Below are 17322 nucleotides of genomic sequence, written 5' to 3' on the forward strand. Positions count from 1 at the left end.
TCCCTCCCTCCTTCTGTTAGCTTGCTTTTCTTCGGGTAACGATGTAGTTAATTCCGATCAATAGGGCACTAATAATCATAATCATCGTGGATACCGCGGAACCGTAACCGTAGCGGTAAACCTTAAATGTGTTGTTGTACATGTATGTCGCAAGCAGTTCTGTCGATTGGGCCGGGCCTCCACCAGTCATCACGATAACGTGATCGAAGGCCTTAAGGCTCCCCGAAATACAAAGTACCATGGTAACCACAACCGTCCCCCATACCATTGGCAGGGTTACATGAAGCAGCTTCTTCCAGCGCACAGCTCCGTCAATCTTGGCCGCATCGTCAATTTCCGGTGAAATATTCTGAAGAGCTGCGATGAAGATCACCAGATATGGGCCAATGTTGGCCCAGTTGATTGGAATGGAGATCGCATACATATTCACCTTCGGATCGGAGAGCCAGGGGCGGGCCCAGGAGCCAAGTCCGATGTGCTCCAGGATGTAATTAAGGATACCGAACTGGGGATTATAGATGTATCCCCAGATCAGTCCGACAACTACAGTCGAGAGAACCATCGGCATGAAGACAGCCGAGCGTACAAGCCGGGTGAAGAACGTATTCTTAAGCAGCACGAGCGCCAGCAGAAGCGCGATGGGAATCTGTCCTAGGATCGAAGAGACAACCAGGATCAGGTTGTTCTTAAGCGCTCTCCAAAAAATTGGGTCCTCCAAAATCACCTTATAGTTGTTTATCCCTATAAATTTGGCTGCACCGAGTCCTTTCCAATCATACAGGCCATAATATGCGGACCAGAAGATTGGCACGATTACAAAGACCAGAAACAGCAGCAGTGCCGGGAGCAGGGCAATTGCTATAAAACCTTTACTTCGTATAGCCGTTGGCATGGCCAGCCTCAGCCTCCTTCCTTAAAGCAGCGGCTTGTTACGCCCTTCTATGGTGTGGCAGATCTCGCTTGCGCATCCTGAAGCTTCTGGGCAACTGCCTCAACTGAGCCGCCCATCATAATTTCCTGAAGACCGTTATTGATAGCCTCCCCGGCATCTGCAGACAGGTAGGCATCATAGACTGGTGTTATTTTGGATTTCTTCACAAGCTCAAACGCTTTGTAATACAGGGAGCTAACTTTGGATTTATCCACTTGGGTATCAAACATAACCATGGAGTTGCTTTCAGCAATTGCCTTCTGTGCATCGGGTCCGCATATTGCATAGATCAGCTTTAGTGCGGCTTCCTTCGTTGCGCCAGTCGTACGTTTGCTTAGGGCAAGACCACCGCCTGCGCCGCCGGAAATCGTGCCTGCTTCACCCTTGCCATCTGGGATCGATGGAAGTGTAGTTACCTCAATGTTCTTCATCTGCTCTTCACTGGAAGATGCCGCAAGGTTCGTCAGAGTCCATGCTCCGCTGATCATCATAGCCGCATTGCCTTGAATGAAGTACTGCTCGGCTTGGGTATTATCAATACTGTTGGCGCCTTCTTGGAAGGCCTTGTTGTCCACCAATTGCTTGAAGTATCCAAGTGCTTTAATGAACTCAGGGTCCGTGAATTTGGCTCCCTTCTGGGCAACCGCATTCTTGAACCACTCTGTACCCGTGACGCGGTCAGCCAGAGAGCCCAGAATCGTGGACTGTGCAACCCATGTCGCTTTGTTACCGAGCGCGATCGGAGTTACTTTGTTCTCATTAAACACCTTAATGGCGGTCATCATTTCATCCCAGGTTGTAGGGACTTTCACTTTATGCTTGTCAAAGAGCGACTTATTGTAATAGAGGATTGAAGTTGCGGACATCGAGATAGGGGCAGAATAAATCTGGTTTGGCTCAAAAGAGTACGGTTCAAAAGCGCCCGGAAGGAACTGGTTCTTCCAATCCGCGTTCTTGTTTACCAGCTCTGTAATCGGCTGCAGCAAGCCCGCCTTGTGCAGCTCGGACGATTGGCTGCCCGCATAGACGAAGAATACATCCGGCAGTTCGTTGGCAGCCGCCACAGTACTTAGGCGCTGACGGTAGCCGTCCACTGGAATGGCTTGAGCATCAAGCTCAACATTCGGGTTGTCCTTAGCGAATTGGTCAATCAGACTTCTTACGGTTTTGGCTCTGAGGTCATCGCCAGCGAAGTTGTGCCAGATGGTCAGCTTCACCTTTCCATCCTTGGACGCTTCGCCCTCAGCATTCTTGGTGCCGCTGCTCTCCCCGCAAGCAGTCAGGAACATGGCCATCATTAGCAGGGCAAGACCCAATGTACGAATTTTCTTCATTCGTCATCCTCCTCAATATATCTAGGGCTAGTTAGGAATGCGCTTCCATTTGTGTTGTAAGCGGTTAAATGGATTAATACAAGTATAAGAGAGGAGGAATTTCGTCCATAGGGGAGATAATTCAGACTATAGAGGGACAAAATTCAGCTTTTGCTCCTAAATTCCGAAGGAGTCTGGCCCGTAAACTTCTTGAAGAGCCGGTTAAAATATTTAATGTCCTCATATCCGATCTGATTGGCCACTTCGCTGATTTTAGCCGGTGTCTCACTAAGCATGGTCATGGCGCGGCGCATTTTGGCTTGCGTTACAAACTCAATATAATTCTGGCCAGTCTCACGCTTGAACATTTCACTGAAGTAATTCGGATTCATGTGTACATGCTTGGCCACCTGAGCCAAGGACAAGCTCTGATCCAAATGCTCATGAATATAGGAGATCGCCCGCTGGACGCTGCTTGTTCCCGAGAACATTCGGCTGTACTGCTCCATGATCACCTCGCAGTGACGTAACAGTACCTGCTCGGGATGGCTCGCTAACTCTCCCCGATCCGACTCCTCACGGTAGGGAAGAGGGTTCGGGTAGCCGATCGACTGTGCTGCCCGCTCCAGCCAGCGGTAGCCCGCCACTAGAAACGACTGAAGATAGGCCCGGACCGAGCTTGGCGTCGCCTCACTATCCCCCTTCACCCGGGTCAAAATATCTGTGATTCCGCGCCGAAGGCCATCCCGGTCCCCGGATTTAAGCAGAGAGGCAAACGCTGCTTCTTCCTCTATCGTACATACGATGCGCAGACCCTTGCGGTCTTTAATGTCTTCATAACGTACGATAGGCTCCTCACTTAGGAGCCATGCATAAGATGAGGCTTGAACAGCCGTCTCTAGTGCCCCCTTCAGCTCATCCGTATCCTTCGCTGGACTTCCGCAGGCTGCAAAGATCCGGCAGCCAAGCATGCCCTCCGCCCGCCGCAGTGCATACTGCACCCGGTGCCATCCTGTATGCCCGGCTTCTTCCCGAACCAGGAAGAGCAGAGAGCCGGCCCAGTGCAGCCATTCGCCGGGGAGCTGCTCCGCCAGGATCTCTCCGACTGCATTGTAGAGCTTATCCTCCACGGCTGTGCTCATCTGACCTCCGACCTCGGCCACAGATATCATCCAGATCCGGAGCACATCCTGGTCCGTGGTCAGCCGGAGCTGCGGGTATCTGCTCCACAGTTCCAGGGCTGCGGCCTCATCTGGAGATGCGGCAGAGGCCAGCAGCCGCCGCAGGAAGCTGCGATTCAGCACCTTCATCTGCTCCTTGCCCATCCTCTCCTTCTGCTGCCGCTGTTCAATGCGGTTCTTGGCATGGGCAGCAGCCCGCAGAATCTCGTCAGGCGGGCTGGTCTTCAGCAGGTAATCGGTCACTCCTTCCCGCAGGGCCTGCTGGGCATAGACAAAATCATCAAAGCCCGAAATCACGATGACCTCGGTCTCAGGGAATTCCTTCTTCACTTCCGAGGCCATATCAAGTCCGCTCTTTCCGGTCATCCGGATATCGGTAAATATAATCTCAGGCCGCTCCTCCGGAATGCGCGCCAGTGCCTCCTCAGCTGAAGCCGCAGGTGCAAGTATGGTGTATCCGTGATCTTCCCAGCGGATGACCGTACTTAGTCCGGTGCGGATAATCACCTCATCATCAACAATCAATACCTTCATCCGATTCTCCCCTTCCATGTATGCTGCCTGGTTGTAAATAAAATCACCTGATCTGCTCTCTCGATCTGATCCGGGCTTAAAGTTCTTGGTTTGGCTGCTCAGCTCGGTGTAACGTCCTGGGAAGGAATCGTGAAAGAAATCCGGGTCCCTCCTCCTTCCGTACTCTCCATATGAAGGCCGGCTTCTTTGCCGTAGTGAAGGACAAGCCGATTATGCACATTACGCACCCCATAACCTCCTGATGACGGCTTCTCCCGGTCCTGAACCGGAGAACCGGTCAGTTGGCTCCGCAGCCACTGCAGCCGCTCGTCTGGCATGCCAACTCCATCGTCCGCAACCGCGAAATGAAGGGAATCCTCATCTGTCTGCCTGATTTCAATTTTGATTGTCCCTATCCCATCCCTCTTCAATATGCCGTGAAGCATCGCGTTCTCAACCAGTGGCTGGAGCAGCAGCTTCAGCATATACCGGTCCTGAATCCCGGGGTCGGACAGCACCTCGAATCTTATTTTGTCCGGATAGCGGATGGACTGAATGTTCACATAGTTCTGCACATGCAGAATCTCCTGCTGCACTGGACAATATTCCTGCCCGCTGTTCAAGCTGAACCGGAGGAAATTACTTAAAGAGCCAACCATGTCAGCAATCTTGTGATCCTGGTTCATCAGCGCCAGCCAGTGGATAGAAGACAGCGTATTATATAAAAAGTGGGGGTTAATCTGAATCTGAAGCGCCTGCATGTCGGCTTCCTTCTTGAGTGATTCATTCAGCTTGACCTCATCGGTCAGCTTGACAATCCGGGAGCTCAGCCGGTTATAACTGATGATAAGCTGGCCTACCTCGTCAATGGATTTAACCGGGATGGCCGGCAGCGGCTCGTCCGGGCTTGCCTTCTTGAGAAATTTCGTGAGTGTGGACAGTGGATTCGTAATTCTCTGGATCAGGAAGAGAACAAGCGCGATGACAAACAGAATCGCAACGGTAACCGCGATAGCCGTCAGGGTAAGAAAATAATGATTCTGTGACCGGTATTCTTGGGAAGGAATGATCCCTACGAGCTTCCAGTTCACACCGGACATCTTTTTATATAGAATAGTCTTCTTGTCTGAGCCTGTTCCGTAATCCAGATACCCGCTTGCATCTCTTAGGGGTTTCAAGTCAGGGTAATACCCGGTTATAGGGTGATTAATCCCCATATCGGACGGGCCTGCGATAATCCGGTCCTTCTCGTCAAGAAGAAGCACAAACCCGTTCTTCTCCAGCACGGCCTGCTGGATCTGTCTGGCGATCACCGCCTGGTTCAGGTTAATCTGAACCTTGCCGATTTGTTTGTACTTATCCAGGCTCCGGATCGGTCTCGCCAGAGTAATCACCTGACTTACGCCGTCAGAGGTCCACTGCCGGTGAACATCCGACCACCATTTGGGATGGTCTTTATAATAATCCGGGACTGTCTCGGTAATATCCTTGAATTCAGACCGGATCAGGGATTTCTGTGAGATTGACCTTTTCTCCCCCATTGAATCAATGATAATGTTCGCCACATAGGGCTTAGAAAATGCCAGATTGGTCAAAAAGCTGATTATCGTGGTCTGCTGCCGCAGATCATAGACCTGAGACTTTAGATAATCTTGAACTCCGCTGTGTCCAATCAGAAAGAGCGACATATTCTCCGCATCCTTAACCATAGTATCCAGGTATGCCTCAAGCTGGCGGAGCGTGTTCATCCCCGTGATGATCGCCTTCTCTTCTGTCAGTCCCTCGGCCATTTTGTACGAGAAGAAGCCAAGGGATATCAAAGGTACGAGTGTTACGATAATAATAAGCAGAGACAGCTTCCTCTTCAACGATCTCCCGAGCCAATTCTCCATTCTCCCACCTCTGATCAGTTGCCTTTATTCAAAGAAAACTCTGCGCGTCCGGCCAAGTCATGCCCTCTATAACCAGATGAGCAAAAGGCCCAACTGGTAAGCGCTTGCACAAGATTCTATGAAAACATAACAGCTTCGCCTGGCCCAACTTTAGGCTATCGTATCATACTTTTGAAAATCCGGTACAGCCTCCTCCGGGCCGCAAGTCAGGTGATAATTACCATACAATCAATGATCTCCTCTTGATCTAGGCAAAAATAAAAGAGACTTCTAGACGAAGCCCCTTCTTCACTAAACCTATAATCCTTATTCGCTTGTCATTCATTCCATGTTCAGACCCAGCGCCAAACTCTGGCCCTGCTCTTTAATGACTTTCGCGGGATATTCATACACCTGCGGGTCCTGCTCACAGACCCGAATCCACGCATCCACGCATTCCTCGTCAAAATGGGTGCCCCGGTTCTCCACAATCATCCTCATCGCCTCTTCATGGGTCCAAGCCTTCCGGTAAGCCCGCGTCGAGGTCAGCGCATCATACACATCTGCCACGGCAACGATCCGGGCCAGCAGCGGAATCTCATGTCCCTTCAGCTGGTCTGGATATCCGGTTCCGTCCCACTTCTCGTGATGCGAACGAATAATATCCAGCTCTTCCTTCATGAAGCCGAGCATCCGGCACATGTCATAACCTTTAACCGGGTGAAGCTCAATAATCTCCCGTTCCTCCGGGGTCAGCCGGCCGGGCTTGTTAAGGATCTCATCGGGAATATGGATTTTGCCGACATCATGAATGATTGACCCCTGTGACACCACACGGAGCTGTTCGGGAGACAGCTTCATCTCCTCGGCAAGCTTCATTGCATACATCGTAACCCGGAAGTTATGCCCAGCTGTATAGGTGTCCTTCTCTTCCGTAGCATGAATGAGAGCCCGTACACTCGGGGACAGGCAGCTTGTGATCCGCTCCAACGGATCCGTCGTGAACAATCCCTTAAACGCCATGCTCCAGGAACCGTTGGCCGCATACTGCCGGATCAGCCCGATCATCATGACAATCATGGAAGCCAGCAGCAGGAAATGGTACAGCCACCAGCTCATTCTCCAGGTCTCACCGGACACCATAATATACTGGGCGAGAATCAGCCAGCAGCAGCTGTATATAATGGCCATCTGAAGAGGGAACCGGGAATACCGGTAGGATTGAAAGTAACGGTATATGGTAATCAGATTGAGCAGCCCAACCAGAACAGTAACCGACCATTTGACCGACTTCTGATCCAGGGGGATGAAGTCCAGCCAATGCGGACTCATCAAGCTCACTACACCGAGAGATATGATCAAAATCAGCCAGATGGGAATCAATCTTCCCCGAAGACCAGACAACTTGGTGATCACAGCAGAGTCTGAAGACATCGATGACAGCCACAGCCAGAAAGTTGCCAGCAGCGTGCTGGCTTGGGCCGCTACTCCGGATAAATGTGCCGCATGAATCATCAGATTAGGCGTGGCCAACCCGTGTACGGTGAACATTTCCGCCAAAGAGATGAACGCGAGCGCCAGAAAGCTCACTTTAATATTTCTTACACGATGACCGGCGATCCCGACTGCGATGGCAACTAGAGTGGCGAGCAGGGCTACCGAGGTAACAATATAGAAATGCCCCTCCGGTGCTATCAATTCCATATCCCAGAGAGCGTGGGCCTTTAAATACTCAAAGAGCACAAAAGGCACAAATACAGACAGCGCCGGACCGAGAATATCACGCTTTCTCATCCAAAAGTCCCCTTTGATTCCTTAGGTAGGTAATTAGTCTCATGTTCTCCCAGTGTATCACAAATCTTTGTGAAGTGAACAAAGAAATAGTTGTGGAGACACGCATTATTCATGTCCACGCTCATGAGAACATTGTCACGGGTGAGAAACTCATCAATCCTGACAAGTGGAATCCGCTTATTTACAACTTCAGACGTTACTTTGGTCTTGGCCCATGGGTAAGTCCTTCCGGGCAGGAAAATAACTGTATCAACCCACTCGCTCTTCGGCTCCCGCCTGATCCTAAAGACCAGACAAAAACAAACAAACCTGATCTCCTCCCCTTCCTGGGTAAGATCAGGTTTGTCTGGAACCTGCGAATTGTGATTGAGCCGTACTATGCATAGTATTCTTGAAGCAGGGCCCGTGTCTCTTCGACGCCGTTGTCTTCAGCTGTTAACATACCCTTCTCGGCCCAACATTCTATGCATTTTTCTTCACAATCACACATATGGGCATCTTCGCAGGTGTAGCAGAACTGAAGCAAGTTTCTTGTCATAACTTCGGGGTTGACTGTTCTCATCTGAATCACTCCTTATCTTCTTTACGAGTTAAATATATCACACGCCACCGAACAGGATTGTGATTTATTTCACAATATGAGGTAAATCACAATTATTTTTTACTCACCAGCGAATCTCACAAAGAAGACCCAGAAGCTCATTCTTCTCCGGTTGGCTAAGCGGCCACTCCGAGGTGATCTCCTGCCTAATCCGTTCCATATTCGTATAGCCCTTGGCTAGTCCGTTAAGCCGGGCCGCAAGTGTGGAGTTCAGCATCTCATGCCGATCCGGATACAGCTTCCCCAGCTTTTCCACCGCGTCCGGATAGCGGTGAAGATAGTACTTCTGATGCCGGGCTTCAGCCAGGTACCAGCTTATGCAGGATGCAACCTCCGTCTCCGGCCTCGCCCTGCCAGACTCCACGATCTCTTTAACTACCTGGTCTGCTGCCGTCTTCTGGGATTCATTCATGCAGAGCACCAGGGACATGTACTGCCGTCCCTTATAATCATTAATATTCACAGGATTATGATGCTGCCAGAATACACGCAATATTTCCTCATAAGTGATCCGGGCCGGATCATAATCGAACTGCACCGTCTCAGAATGGTCACCCATGTTACGATAGGTGGGATCAGGCGTGGTTCCTCCAGCATATCCCACACGAGTCCGGATAACTCCCGAAAGATGGCCGAACAAAGCCTCCGGGCCCCAAAAGCAGCCCATACCGAGAGTCGCTGTCTCAAGCTGTGGCGGATTAATCGTGGCATGGCCTTTGACGTCCTCATCTTTGATCATCTGTTCCCGCTTATTCACGCCTAACAACCTCCTATGTAGAGCTCCTATTGCGTATTCCGCTTCACTGGACCGTCCGTCACTACAGCTATTCTACCCAATTTTACCACAAAACAAAGGCACCTTAACCAAGGCGCCTTTGTCCCGCATAGAGGGATATGCTGATGGAGAGGGTTGGTATTGAGTTCAAAATACTAAGGAAGCGTGACTAAGAAAGGCTTCACGGTTTTCGCGAATGTGTAACTATTCGATCCATCCCAGTTGATGGACCATGTCATGGCTCCGCGGATATCCGGATATTTGGCTACAGGCTTGTAGCTTCCGCAGCCGCTGCCTGTTGCCAGGCATCCGAGCGCATTGTTCACAACAGAGGCGGACACATAACCGCCGCCTGCCGCAGAGGAGGTTGCCGGTACGCCAATACCCAATTGGGAAGGTGCAACCCACTGCAGGGTCAGGTCAGACAGAGCAGTCAGGAAGTCAATGGTGCCTTGGGAATAACACTTGCCGTCTCGTCCAAGCATACAGCCGGAGTTATAGTACTGCACGTTAATAACAGTTGTAATATCCTTCAGGTTCTTATACAGCTGCATATACGAGGTGTTCTCGCTCTGCATGTCAATCGTTTGTGGAGCCATAGTCAAAATAAAGCTGGAACCGACCTTCTGCTGAAGCTGACGAACCGCCGTGGTCAGATTCGTCACGTTCATCCCGTTCTCCAGATCGATATCAATGCCGTCCAGATTATATTTCGTAATCAGACCGTACATGCTGTCCACGAAGTTGGCTACGTTCGGGGAGGCATTGTTCAGGTTAATGTTCCCTTTCTCGCCACCTACCGAAATGATTACTTTCTTGCCTTTGGCCTTCTTGGCTTTGATATCATTAATCAGATCCTGGTCTGTGTAACCGCCAAGTGCGTTAGACAGAGAGGAATCCACGTTAAATGTGACGCCGCCCGGTTTGGTTGTGTCCATTTCCGCAAAAGACAGCACGATAATGTCGTACTCATCCGGCACATTAGCCACCTTCACGTTTGCTGCCCCGTTTATAAAGTTCTGCCAGTAGCCGGTCAAGACATGCTTCGGCAGAGAGCTGTTCCCACCGGTGCCCGGGGTAGTTACCGATACCGAGGAGCTTGGCGCAGAGACGTTGCCTGCAGCATCCTTGGCCACAACCTTAAAGGTATAAGCTGTGCTGGCCGCAAGACCGCTGATGGTTGCGGAAGTTCCTGTTACCGTCAGAGCAACGGAAGAACCTTGGTATACATCGTAACCTGTAACTCCCACATTGTCGCTTGAAGCTGTCCAGGTCAAGGATACGCTGGAAGAGGTTGATCCGCTAACCGCCAGGTTAGTTGGAGCCGTTGGCGCCTGGGTATCCCCGGCACCTGTGGAAGCGGTCTTGGCCGTAATTTGATTGCTTGCGGCAGACAGATTGCCTGCGGCATCCTTTGCCTTCACCGTGTACGTATACGTAGTGTTCGCACTAAGTCCTGTATTGGTATAAGTTAGAGTAGTTCCGTTCACACTGCCGACAAGCGTGCTTCCCTGATATACATTGTATCCGGTCACACCTACATTGTCCGAGGAGGCTGACCACGACAATGTAATGCTCGAGGTGGTTGTTCCTGTTGCCTGCAGGTTGGATGGCGCCGTTGGCGCCTGGGTATCCTGGTTACCGCCAGGAACAAGCTGCCACAGGGCAGGGACATTCGGCGGCTCCCATCCGAGCAAGGATGTGTGCGGCTGAATATCCTTGTAGGTGCTTCCGCCGTAGGTGACGGTATCATTCAAGGCATACGACACATTAGGCGCCCAGGCTCCCCGGTCAGCAGCCGAAGCCATTGACGGAATCAGCCCAAGGAACATGGTTGCAACGACCATAAGCGACATCGACTTACGCGTTCGTCCCAGCAATCTTTTCTTCATAAAATCCCTCCTAGATTTGTGTGATTGATCCTGCCACGATTCCGGTAAGTGGATCACCTCCCTCAAGGATTAACAGCTCTTCAATCAAGCCAGATAAAGTGTACAAAAAACCGAAGAAATGCAAGCATACCCTATAGCTGCAGTTGGCAGCGCTTACAAATCTGTCGGTTTTTTACAATATAGCATCGAATCTAGCAGATCTGTAGGGCTAAATTCTTATAATAAGGGCTAAAATTCTATTATTCTATCCTTTACGGGGATACGCTCCCCTACGTAGATAGATGAAAGAAAAAAACGGGCTGTCCCTCGGATCACTTTCGTGACCTTGGGACAGCCCATTCTAATTTTGCTAATCAGCTTTGTTTATTGTCTGCTCCGGTCCCCGTCCTCCAGCATATCGAGCAGCAGACCGGCGAGCGGAGCAGGGAACTGCGCGTTTTGCGCCGCCGCCAGGAAGAGGCCGACATCCTTCTGCGGGATTTTGCTTTGGGAAACGGCTGCTGACTTCTCGGCGATCATTTTGCCATAGCTTTGATAGATTGGAGCGGTAAACAGAGTGCTCGTAAGCATGTTGACCGCCGCTTTGGGATCGACCCCGCCGCGCTCGGCCATTCCTAGTGCTTCCTCCAGCGAGCGTGCGGCGGAGACGATCAGGAAGTTACCGATCAACTTGACGAGTACGGCCGTACCGGCTTCTTCGCCGAAGTCAAAGATCCCTCTGGCTCCCATCGCCTCCAGCACCGGCCGTACCCGCTCCTTCGCTTCCTGCGCACCCGCTACGGGAATCCATAACTGCTTGGCAATGGCCGCCTCAGGCCGCCCAAAAATGGGCGCCTCAACATATACGGAGCCGTGCCGCGTGTGCAAATCCGCTAGCTTCCTGCCCATATCCGGCGACACTGTACTCATCGACACATGAATGCCGCCTGGCCCCAGTCTCTCCAGGAAACCCTCGCTCCTGACGACGTCTTCCAATGCTTCATCGTCCCACACCAAGGTGACGACGATGCCTCCGGCCGTCACGGTGTCAGCGGGACTATCCACCTGCAACGCTCCCTGGGCAACGACTGGCTCCGCTTTGTCCGCGGTGCGATTGTATACGGTCAGCGCATAACCGGCTTGGAGCAGATTGGCTGCGATGGGTAACCCGAGCTGGCCGAGTCCGATAAAACCAATTTTTCCTCTCATGAATATAACCTCCTTCTAATTTTAAAACATGACGTTTACGTCATGTTTTAAGCAAAAAAAATTAGCCGCGATCATTGGCCTCGAGCCACTGCTCGAAGCGTTCGATATGAGACTGTAGCTCAGCGCGGAACTGCCCAAGCGCTTCGAGCTTCTCGTCGGTGTCAGCCATATGCCGGCGCAGCAGGCCGAGCACCTTCCGCTTCGGCTGTACTCCGCTTGGGTCCGTGAAGTAGAGCTCGATAACGTCCCGAATCTCTTCGAGGCTTAAGCCCAGCTTTTTCAACTGATCGATCTTCCGCAGACGGGCGACCGTTTCTTCCGTATAGTAGTGATGTCCGTTGCCCTCACGCTCGCCTGAAGGAAGCAGTCCGATGCTCTCGTAGTAGCGCACCGTGCGCTGGGTAACCCCGGCCCGCTCTGTCAACTCGCCGATGCGCATGCGGTCCATGATCAATCATTCCTTTCAAGATAAAATATAACGTTAACGTCACGTTTTCATGATAACACTTTGGTTGGGCCATGTAAAGGCACCTGGATTTCGCTCTACTTATGAATCAGCCATTCTATGCCTCCCAAGCAAACTCGCCCGATTCCCACAAAAAAACTTGCCGTCACTTATGGTACGGTTCACCGCGAATGATCTTGAACTATTCTGCCAGTTAGCTTAATTGCGTAATTTTTCATTTAGATCTAACACTTTATTTTCTCAGTCTACAACTTAATTTTCTCGGCCTATTAATTTATTTTCTTCTGACACCTACACTTATGAGCAAATGCAGCCCTAACCCGTTAAGGCTAATACTGAGGCTCTATAATGGCAAACAAGATCAGGCCTAGACAGGCCTGATCTTGTTGTGTTCTTTTAAGCTTCTATGACTTGAATGTACGGATTTTGCCATCATCATGAGCTCTTAACAGACTACACGGAGTGAAACTCGAGTACATGGCACCGTCCGTCCATCAATAGGCGAGGTTTAGCCCAACCGCTCATCGGCTCAGCTGTGAGCTAGAAGCCCAATCACCAGTGCAGCCAGCCCAACTATAGCGATCACCAGTTCCATCATGGCAAGCGATTTTTTGGCTAGACGGACCGCAGTCAAATTTACAGCGCTATGCAGCGGGATGAGCACGAACACAAGCCAAGGATTAGCGGCTGCAAGCAGCGTACAACCAATATGGAAGGCGCTTGCGGAGATCCTCTCCACGATCCCCCACACCGGACTGGCATTAACGGTTCCCTGGGCTTCAAGCATAGCCTTGGCCTGCAGCGCCTTCTCATCCGTCCGTTTCGCAAGCGAGGCGATCGCCACAACTTGAACCATCGTATACAGAACCTCAACGGCGGCCCAACCCTGACCTATCGATAGCGCCCATGAGAATCCTGATCCTGTAAGAAGAAGCAGGCCTAGACGGACACCTTCCTCCAGCGGGCCGGAGGAACCTACAACGATCTGCTGGGCCTTCTCCTTCGGCAGTCTCATTGCGACCGCACTTACCGGACCGCGCAGCATTAAAGCGATAATCCATCCTAGGGCGCCCAAACCGAAGGCTGCCCAGACCAACGGGGTTCCTGAATAATGGAACACCACCCAGAACAGAACCGGTACAAGCACATATACCGGAAGCAGCGGAAGGGTTTTTTTCACCTGCAATTCCAAAGTATCGTTCTGCGTATTAAGGTTAGTTGTCGTCATTAGTATCTTCCCCCGTCTTCTGTTGCTGATTTTCAGCTCGCCCCGGAATAATAATGGTGGACATCATTCTTCTGCGCCGGCCACCGCCCGGCACCCTGCCCGCATACCGTGCCATCTGCGCCCGGATATCCTGAAGCATCTGCACATACTCCTCATCAGTAAGGTAGAACTGCGTCTGCCGGAAGGATACCCCGTCCTGAATCAAGTTGTATTCCGGCTGCTGCAGATAGTCACCGAAGTCGGCGATCAAGCTTGCCGTGAACTTCATGAACATCTGCATATGCTCTTCAGACGCTGCCTGGGTCACATCCTCGGGTGTGCTGTCGGCCCCACCCTTAGCAAGCGAATATACCTTCTCGACCGTACCCCTGATCTGATTCTGCTCCACCACTTCAATCAGCTTGGCTTCCCGAAGCTTGTTCAAATGGCGGTACATCGTAGCCTGCGGCACATCGGACAGCATCTCGGTGAGCTGCTGCGTTGTCATCTGTTTCCCTGCAATCAATGTCTGGATAATCCGCATCCGGATAGGATGCATGATAAGATCCATTTTGGAATTTCCCACGCTAAACTGCCCCTTTATTATTATCATTATCAATAATGATAATAATAAATCACGGCATTGTCAATGCCGTATCTTACAAGAATACATCTCTTACATTGTTTAAAATTCTTATCCCAGGGCGGCGCGCTAACCCGCTTCATCCTCGTCTTTGCCCGGGGTTACTGGTACATTTAGAAGCCTCTCTCCTTCAGCCGGTATTCCTTCGGGGATATGCCTAAATGAGCACGGAATACGCGGTGAAAATAAGAATAGCTGGAGAAGCCGCAGGTCTCCGCAATATGCTCCAGCGTCATATCGCTGTATTTCATGCGTTCTGCGGCCGCGTTAAGCCGGATCTGCGTCGCATAACCGATCATGGTCATTCCGTAATAATCCTTGAACAGCCGGACTGACCGGGAGAGACTTAACCCCGCGTACCGGGCGGCTTCCTCCAGCTTAAAAGTCACCGTGGCATGCTCCTCAATGAACCTCTTCAATCGGAGTGCGGCAAATACCGTGCGGCTGGAGTGTGTGTTCTCGGCGATGGCGCGGTCAAAATACAAACACAACCCCCGCAGGAGATAATCCATAATCTCCACATTCTCCTCAAGCGGACCCCGCCGCTTCTCGATAATAAGATTCTGCCACAGTCGAAGCAGCTTCTCATCCACCCCAACCGCACTCACCACAGGCCTTTCCTTACGCCCCCACCAGCTGTCAATCCAATCCCCTTCACAAAAAACATAATAATCCCCGCTGGACACCCTCCCATCTGCCCCGGATTCCTTCACTTCCAGATCATATTCATCCCCCGGCTTCAGCAGGATTAAATCGCCTGCCTGAACGTGGTACTCCTGTCCCCGGCAGATCACTCTACAAGAGCCCTCCGTCTGAAGGCGGAACAAATAGTTGGTGAGCCCGCTGCGGCTGTTCTGGGTAAATGGTCTCGAATGATAGGAATAATCACATATCAGCAAGCTGGTTTCCATAAGATCCCTACCTCACTTCACGAAAATATAATCAAATAGTTCAGGTTCTGAGTAGATTGTGTATGTTCATTTTAGCTTATATTCATGTATTCTGGTATCAGATAAGGCACTTATTATATTCCATAAGGATGAGGTGTTGAATTTGAGTAAACCAGGTATTGGACTGCAGTTGTATACGCTTCGTGAAGAGACCGCCAAGGACTTTCGCGGCACACTCCGCAAGGTAGCGGAGCTTGGTTATGAAGGTGTTGAATTTGCAGGATATGGGGATCTGTCCGCAGAAGAAATGAAAGCGCTCTTAGATGAGCTTGGACTCAAGGCCATCAGCAGCCATGTGCCGCTGCAGGCGATGAAGGACAATCTCCAGCAGGAAATTGACTACCTGAAGACCATTGGAGCCAAATACATGATCTGTCCTTATCTTGCCCCGGAAGATCGGCCGCAAGGGGAAGGCTGGCGGGAACTGTTCTCTTTTCTCCAGGAAGCCGGTACGGAAGCCCGCAAGCAAGGGCTGGTCTTCGGTTATCACAACCATGATTTCGAATTCCAAGACCATGTCGGCGGGCTAACGGCATTCGATGCGCTGTTCTCGGACACAACACCGGAGGCGGTTCAAGTAGAGCTTGACGTATGCTGGGTGCAATTCGCAGGCCAGGACCCGCTTGCCTATATCAAGAAATACGCCGGACGGCTGCCGCTGCTCCATCTGAAGGATTTCAGCAAGGATGAGCAGGGCCATATGGTCACTCTGGAGCTTGGAAAAGGCTCGGTGGATCTTCCCGCTGTAACTGAAGCTGCCATAGAGGCCGGGGTACAATGGTTGATCGTGGAGCAGGACTTCTGCCAGAACCCGCCCCTCACCAGTGTTGAGAACAGCTTGAACTGGCTTAAAGATCATGATTTGAAGGTATAGATATATAGACATTAATTTAACATCTGAATGAAAAAGGAGACTACTGTCCAATGAGTAAAATTAGAGTGGCTGTCATTGGCTGCGGCGCAATCGCCCAGCGCCGGCATATTCCTGAGTACGCTGCAAATGCGCAGGCGGAGCTGGTGGCTTATGCCGATCCCCGGATCGAGCGGGCCCGGGAAATGGCGGAGATTTACGGCGGCAAGGCTTATGCCAGCTACGAGGAGCTTCTTGCCAATGAGAAGATCGACGCGGTAAGCATTTGTACGCCGAACTATCTGCACGCGCCTATGGCGGTAGCTTTTGCGGAGGCTGGAGTGCACGTATTGGTTGAGAAGCCTATGGCTACGACTGAAGAGGAAGGCAAACAGATGATCGAGGCTGCACGCAAGAACGGGGTGTATCTAATGGTCGGCCACAACCAGCGCCTTATGCCTCCGCATGTGAAAGCGAAGGAAATTCTGGATTCCGGCCGACTTGGGAAGGTACTGACCTTCCGCACTGCCTTCGGTCATCCCGGGCCGGAGGCCTGGAGTGTGGACGGCCGCGACAGCTGGTTCTTCGAGAAAGATCAGGCTATTCTTGGGGCGATGGGAGATCTCGGGGTGCACAAATCCGATTTCATCCGTTATTTGCTGAATGACGAGGTAGCTGAGGTTGCCGCCTTCATCGGCACACTGCACAAGGAAGACACGGCTGTGGACGACAATGCCACCTGCTTGCTGCGTATGAAGAGCGGTGCCATTGGGACGTTAGTGGCCAGCTGGACCCAGTACCAGGGTGGAGACAACAGCACGGTTCTCTGGTGTGAGAACGGTGTGGTCAAGATCGGCACAGTGAGTGGAGACGAGGTCATTGTGGAGTTGACTAACGGCACGGTAGAGACCTATAAGGTCGGGGCGATGGCAACCAATGAGAAACAGGTGCCGAGCGGTGTGATCGATGCTTTTGTGGAATCTATCCTCAGTCAGACTCCGCCGAGCATCTCCGGAGAAGAAGGCCTTCGTTCGCTGCAGGTCATTCTGGCAGCGTTCGAATCCCAAGCTACTGGGCAGATTGTGAAGCTGCAGCCTTAACAACTTAAATAGGGTAATCTAATTAAGCAAAAACAAACCAAGCATAG

Annotated in this window: 15 protein-coding genes and 1 pseudogene; 3 read left to right on the forward strand and 13 right to left on the reverse strand. The window is 51.4% G+C overall.

From position 1 onward, the window contains the following. Positions 1-16: 16 nt before the first annotated feature. The 5 genes from KJS63_RS22715 to KJS63_RS22735 form a co-directional block, all read right to left on the reverse strand. Complete coding sequence (locus KJS63_RS22715; RefSeq protein WP_068613374.1) at positions 17-892, reverse strand: carbohydrate ABC transporter permease; 876 nt, start codon at positions 890-892, stop codon at positions 17-19. Between the two features lie 47 nt (positions 893-939). Then, the gene (locus KJS63_RS22720; protein WP_213621200.1) at positions 940-2265 is read right to left on the reverse strand and encodes an extracellular solute-binding protein; all 1326 of its coding nucleotides are present in this window, start codon (positions 2263-2265) and stop codon (positions 940-942) included. 143 nt (positions 2266-2408) lie between these two features. Continuing rightward, positions 2409-3959: a response regulator transcription factor gene (locus KJS63_RS22725; protein ID WP_213621201.1), complete on the reverse strand. Its 1551-nt coding sequence runs from the start codon at positions 3957-3959 to the stop codon at positions 2409-2411. A gap of 98 nt (positions 3960-4057) precedes the next feature. Then, on the reverse strand, positions 4058-5830 hold the full coding sequence (locus KJS63_RS22730) for a cache domain-containing sensor histidine kinase (protein WP_213621202.1): 1773 nt from the start codon (positions 5828-5830) through the stop codon (positions 4058-4060). Between the two features lie 321 nt (positions 5831-6151). After that, positions 6152-7603, reverse strand: coding sequence for an HD-GYP domain-containing protein (locus KJS63_RS22735; RefSeq protein ID WP_213621203.1), 1452 nt, complete (start codon positions 7601-7603; stop codon positions 6152-6154). Between the two features lie 89 nt (positions 7604-7692). Here KJS63_RS22735 and KJS63_RS26330 point away from each other — a divergent pair. Then, a pseudogene (locus tag KJS63_RS26330) lies at positions 7693-7815 on the forward strand (flavin reductase family protein); the annotation flags it as partial. 164 nt (positions 7816-7979) lie between these two features. On the opposite strand, the gene KJS63_RS22745 reads toward KJS63_RS26330, so the two are convergent. From KJS63_RS22745 to KJS63_RS22780, 8 genes are all read right to left on the reverse strand, one after another. Further along, positions 7980-8165 carry a hypothetical protein gene (locus KJS63_RS22745; protein ID WP_068613357.1) on the reverse strand — a complete coding sequence of 62 codons (186 nt, stop codon included), beginning with the start codon at positions 8163-8165 and terminating at the stop codon, positions 7980-7982. Positions 8166-8268: 103 nt separating this feature from the next. Further along, positions 8269-8961 carry a peptide-methionine (S)-S-oxide reductase MsrA gene (locus KJS63_RS22750; RefSeq protein WP_244862741.1) on the reverse strand — a complete coding sequence of 231 codons (693 nt, stop codon included), beginning with the start codon at positions 8959-8961 and terminating at the stop codon, positions 8269-8271. A gap of 173 nt (positions 8962-9134) precedes the next feature. Then, the gene (locus tag KJS63_RS22755) at positions 9135-10811 is read right to left on the reverse strand and encodes a fibronectin type III domain-containing protein (RefSeq protein ID WP_483874615.1); all 1677 of its coding nucleotides are present in this window, start codon (positions 10809-10811) and stop codon (positions 9135-9137) included. A gap of 423 nt (positions 10812-11234) precedes the next feature. Next, positions 11235-12059 (reverse strand): NAD(P)-dependent oxidoreductase, encoded by an 825-nt coding sequence (locus KJS63_RS22760; RefSeq protein ID WP_213621206.1) that lies wholly within the window; start codon positions 12057-12059, stop codon positions 11235-11237. Positions 12060-12120: 61 nt separating this feature from the next. Beyond that, positions 12121-12507: a MerR family transcriptional regulator gene (locus tag KJS63_RS22765; protein WP_213621207.1), complete on the reverse strand. Its 387-nt coding sequence runs from the start codon at positions 12505-12507 to the stop codon at positions 12121-12123. A gap of 547 nt (positions 12508-13054) precedes the next feature. Further along, entirely contained in the window at positions 13055-13753 is a 699-nt protein-coding gene (locus tag KJS63_RS22770; protein ID WP_068613350.1) for a hypothetical protein, read from the reverse strand. Further along, the gene (locus tag KJS63_RS22775; protein ID WP_213621208.1) at positions 13740-14318 is read right to left on the reverse strand and encodes a helix-turn-helix domain-containing protein; all 579 of its coding nucleotides are present in this window, start codon (positions 14316-14318) and stop codon (positions 13740-13742) included. Before KJS63_RS22775 ends, KJS63_RS22770 begins: the two co-directional genes overlap by 14 nt. 170 nt (positions 14319-14488) lie before the next feature. After that, entirely contained in the window at positions 14489-15286 is a 798-nt protein-coding gene (locus tag KJS63_RS22780; protein WP_213621209.1) for a helix-turn-helix transcriptional regulator, read from the reverse strand. 142 nt (positions 15287-15428) lie between these two features. On the opposite strand from KJS63_RS22780, the gene KJS63_RS22785 reads away from it, so the two are divergent. Together KJS63_RS22785 and KJS63_RS22790 are read left to right on the forward strand one after the other, a co-directional pair. After that, positions 15429-16199: a sugar phosphate isomerase/epimerase family protein gene (locus KJS63_RS22785; RefSeq protein WP_213621210.1), complete on the forward strand. Its 771-nt coding sequence runs from the start codon at positions 15429-15431 to the stop codon at positions 16197-16199. A gap of 50 nt (positions 16200-16249) precedes the next feature. Further along, complete coding sequence (locus KJS63_RS22790) at positions 16250-17275, forward strand: Gfo/Idh/MocA family protein (RefSeq protein WP_213621211.1); 1026 nt, start codon at positions 16250-16252, stop codon at positions 17273-17275. The last annotated feature ends 47 nt before the right edge of the window (positions 17276-17322 follow it).

Source organism: Paenibacillus sp. J22TS3 (assembly GCF_018403205.1).
Taxonomy (GTDB): domain Bacteria; phylum Bacillota; class Bacilli; order Paenibacillales; family Paenibacillaceae; genus Fontibacillus; species Fontibacillus tuaregi.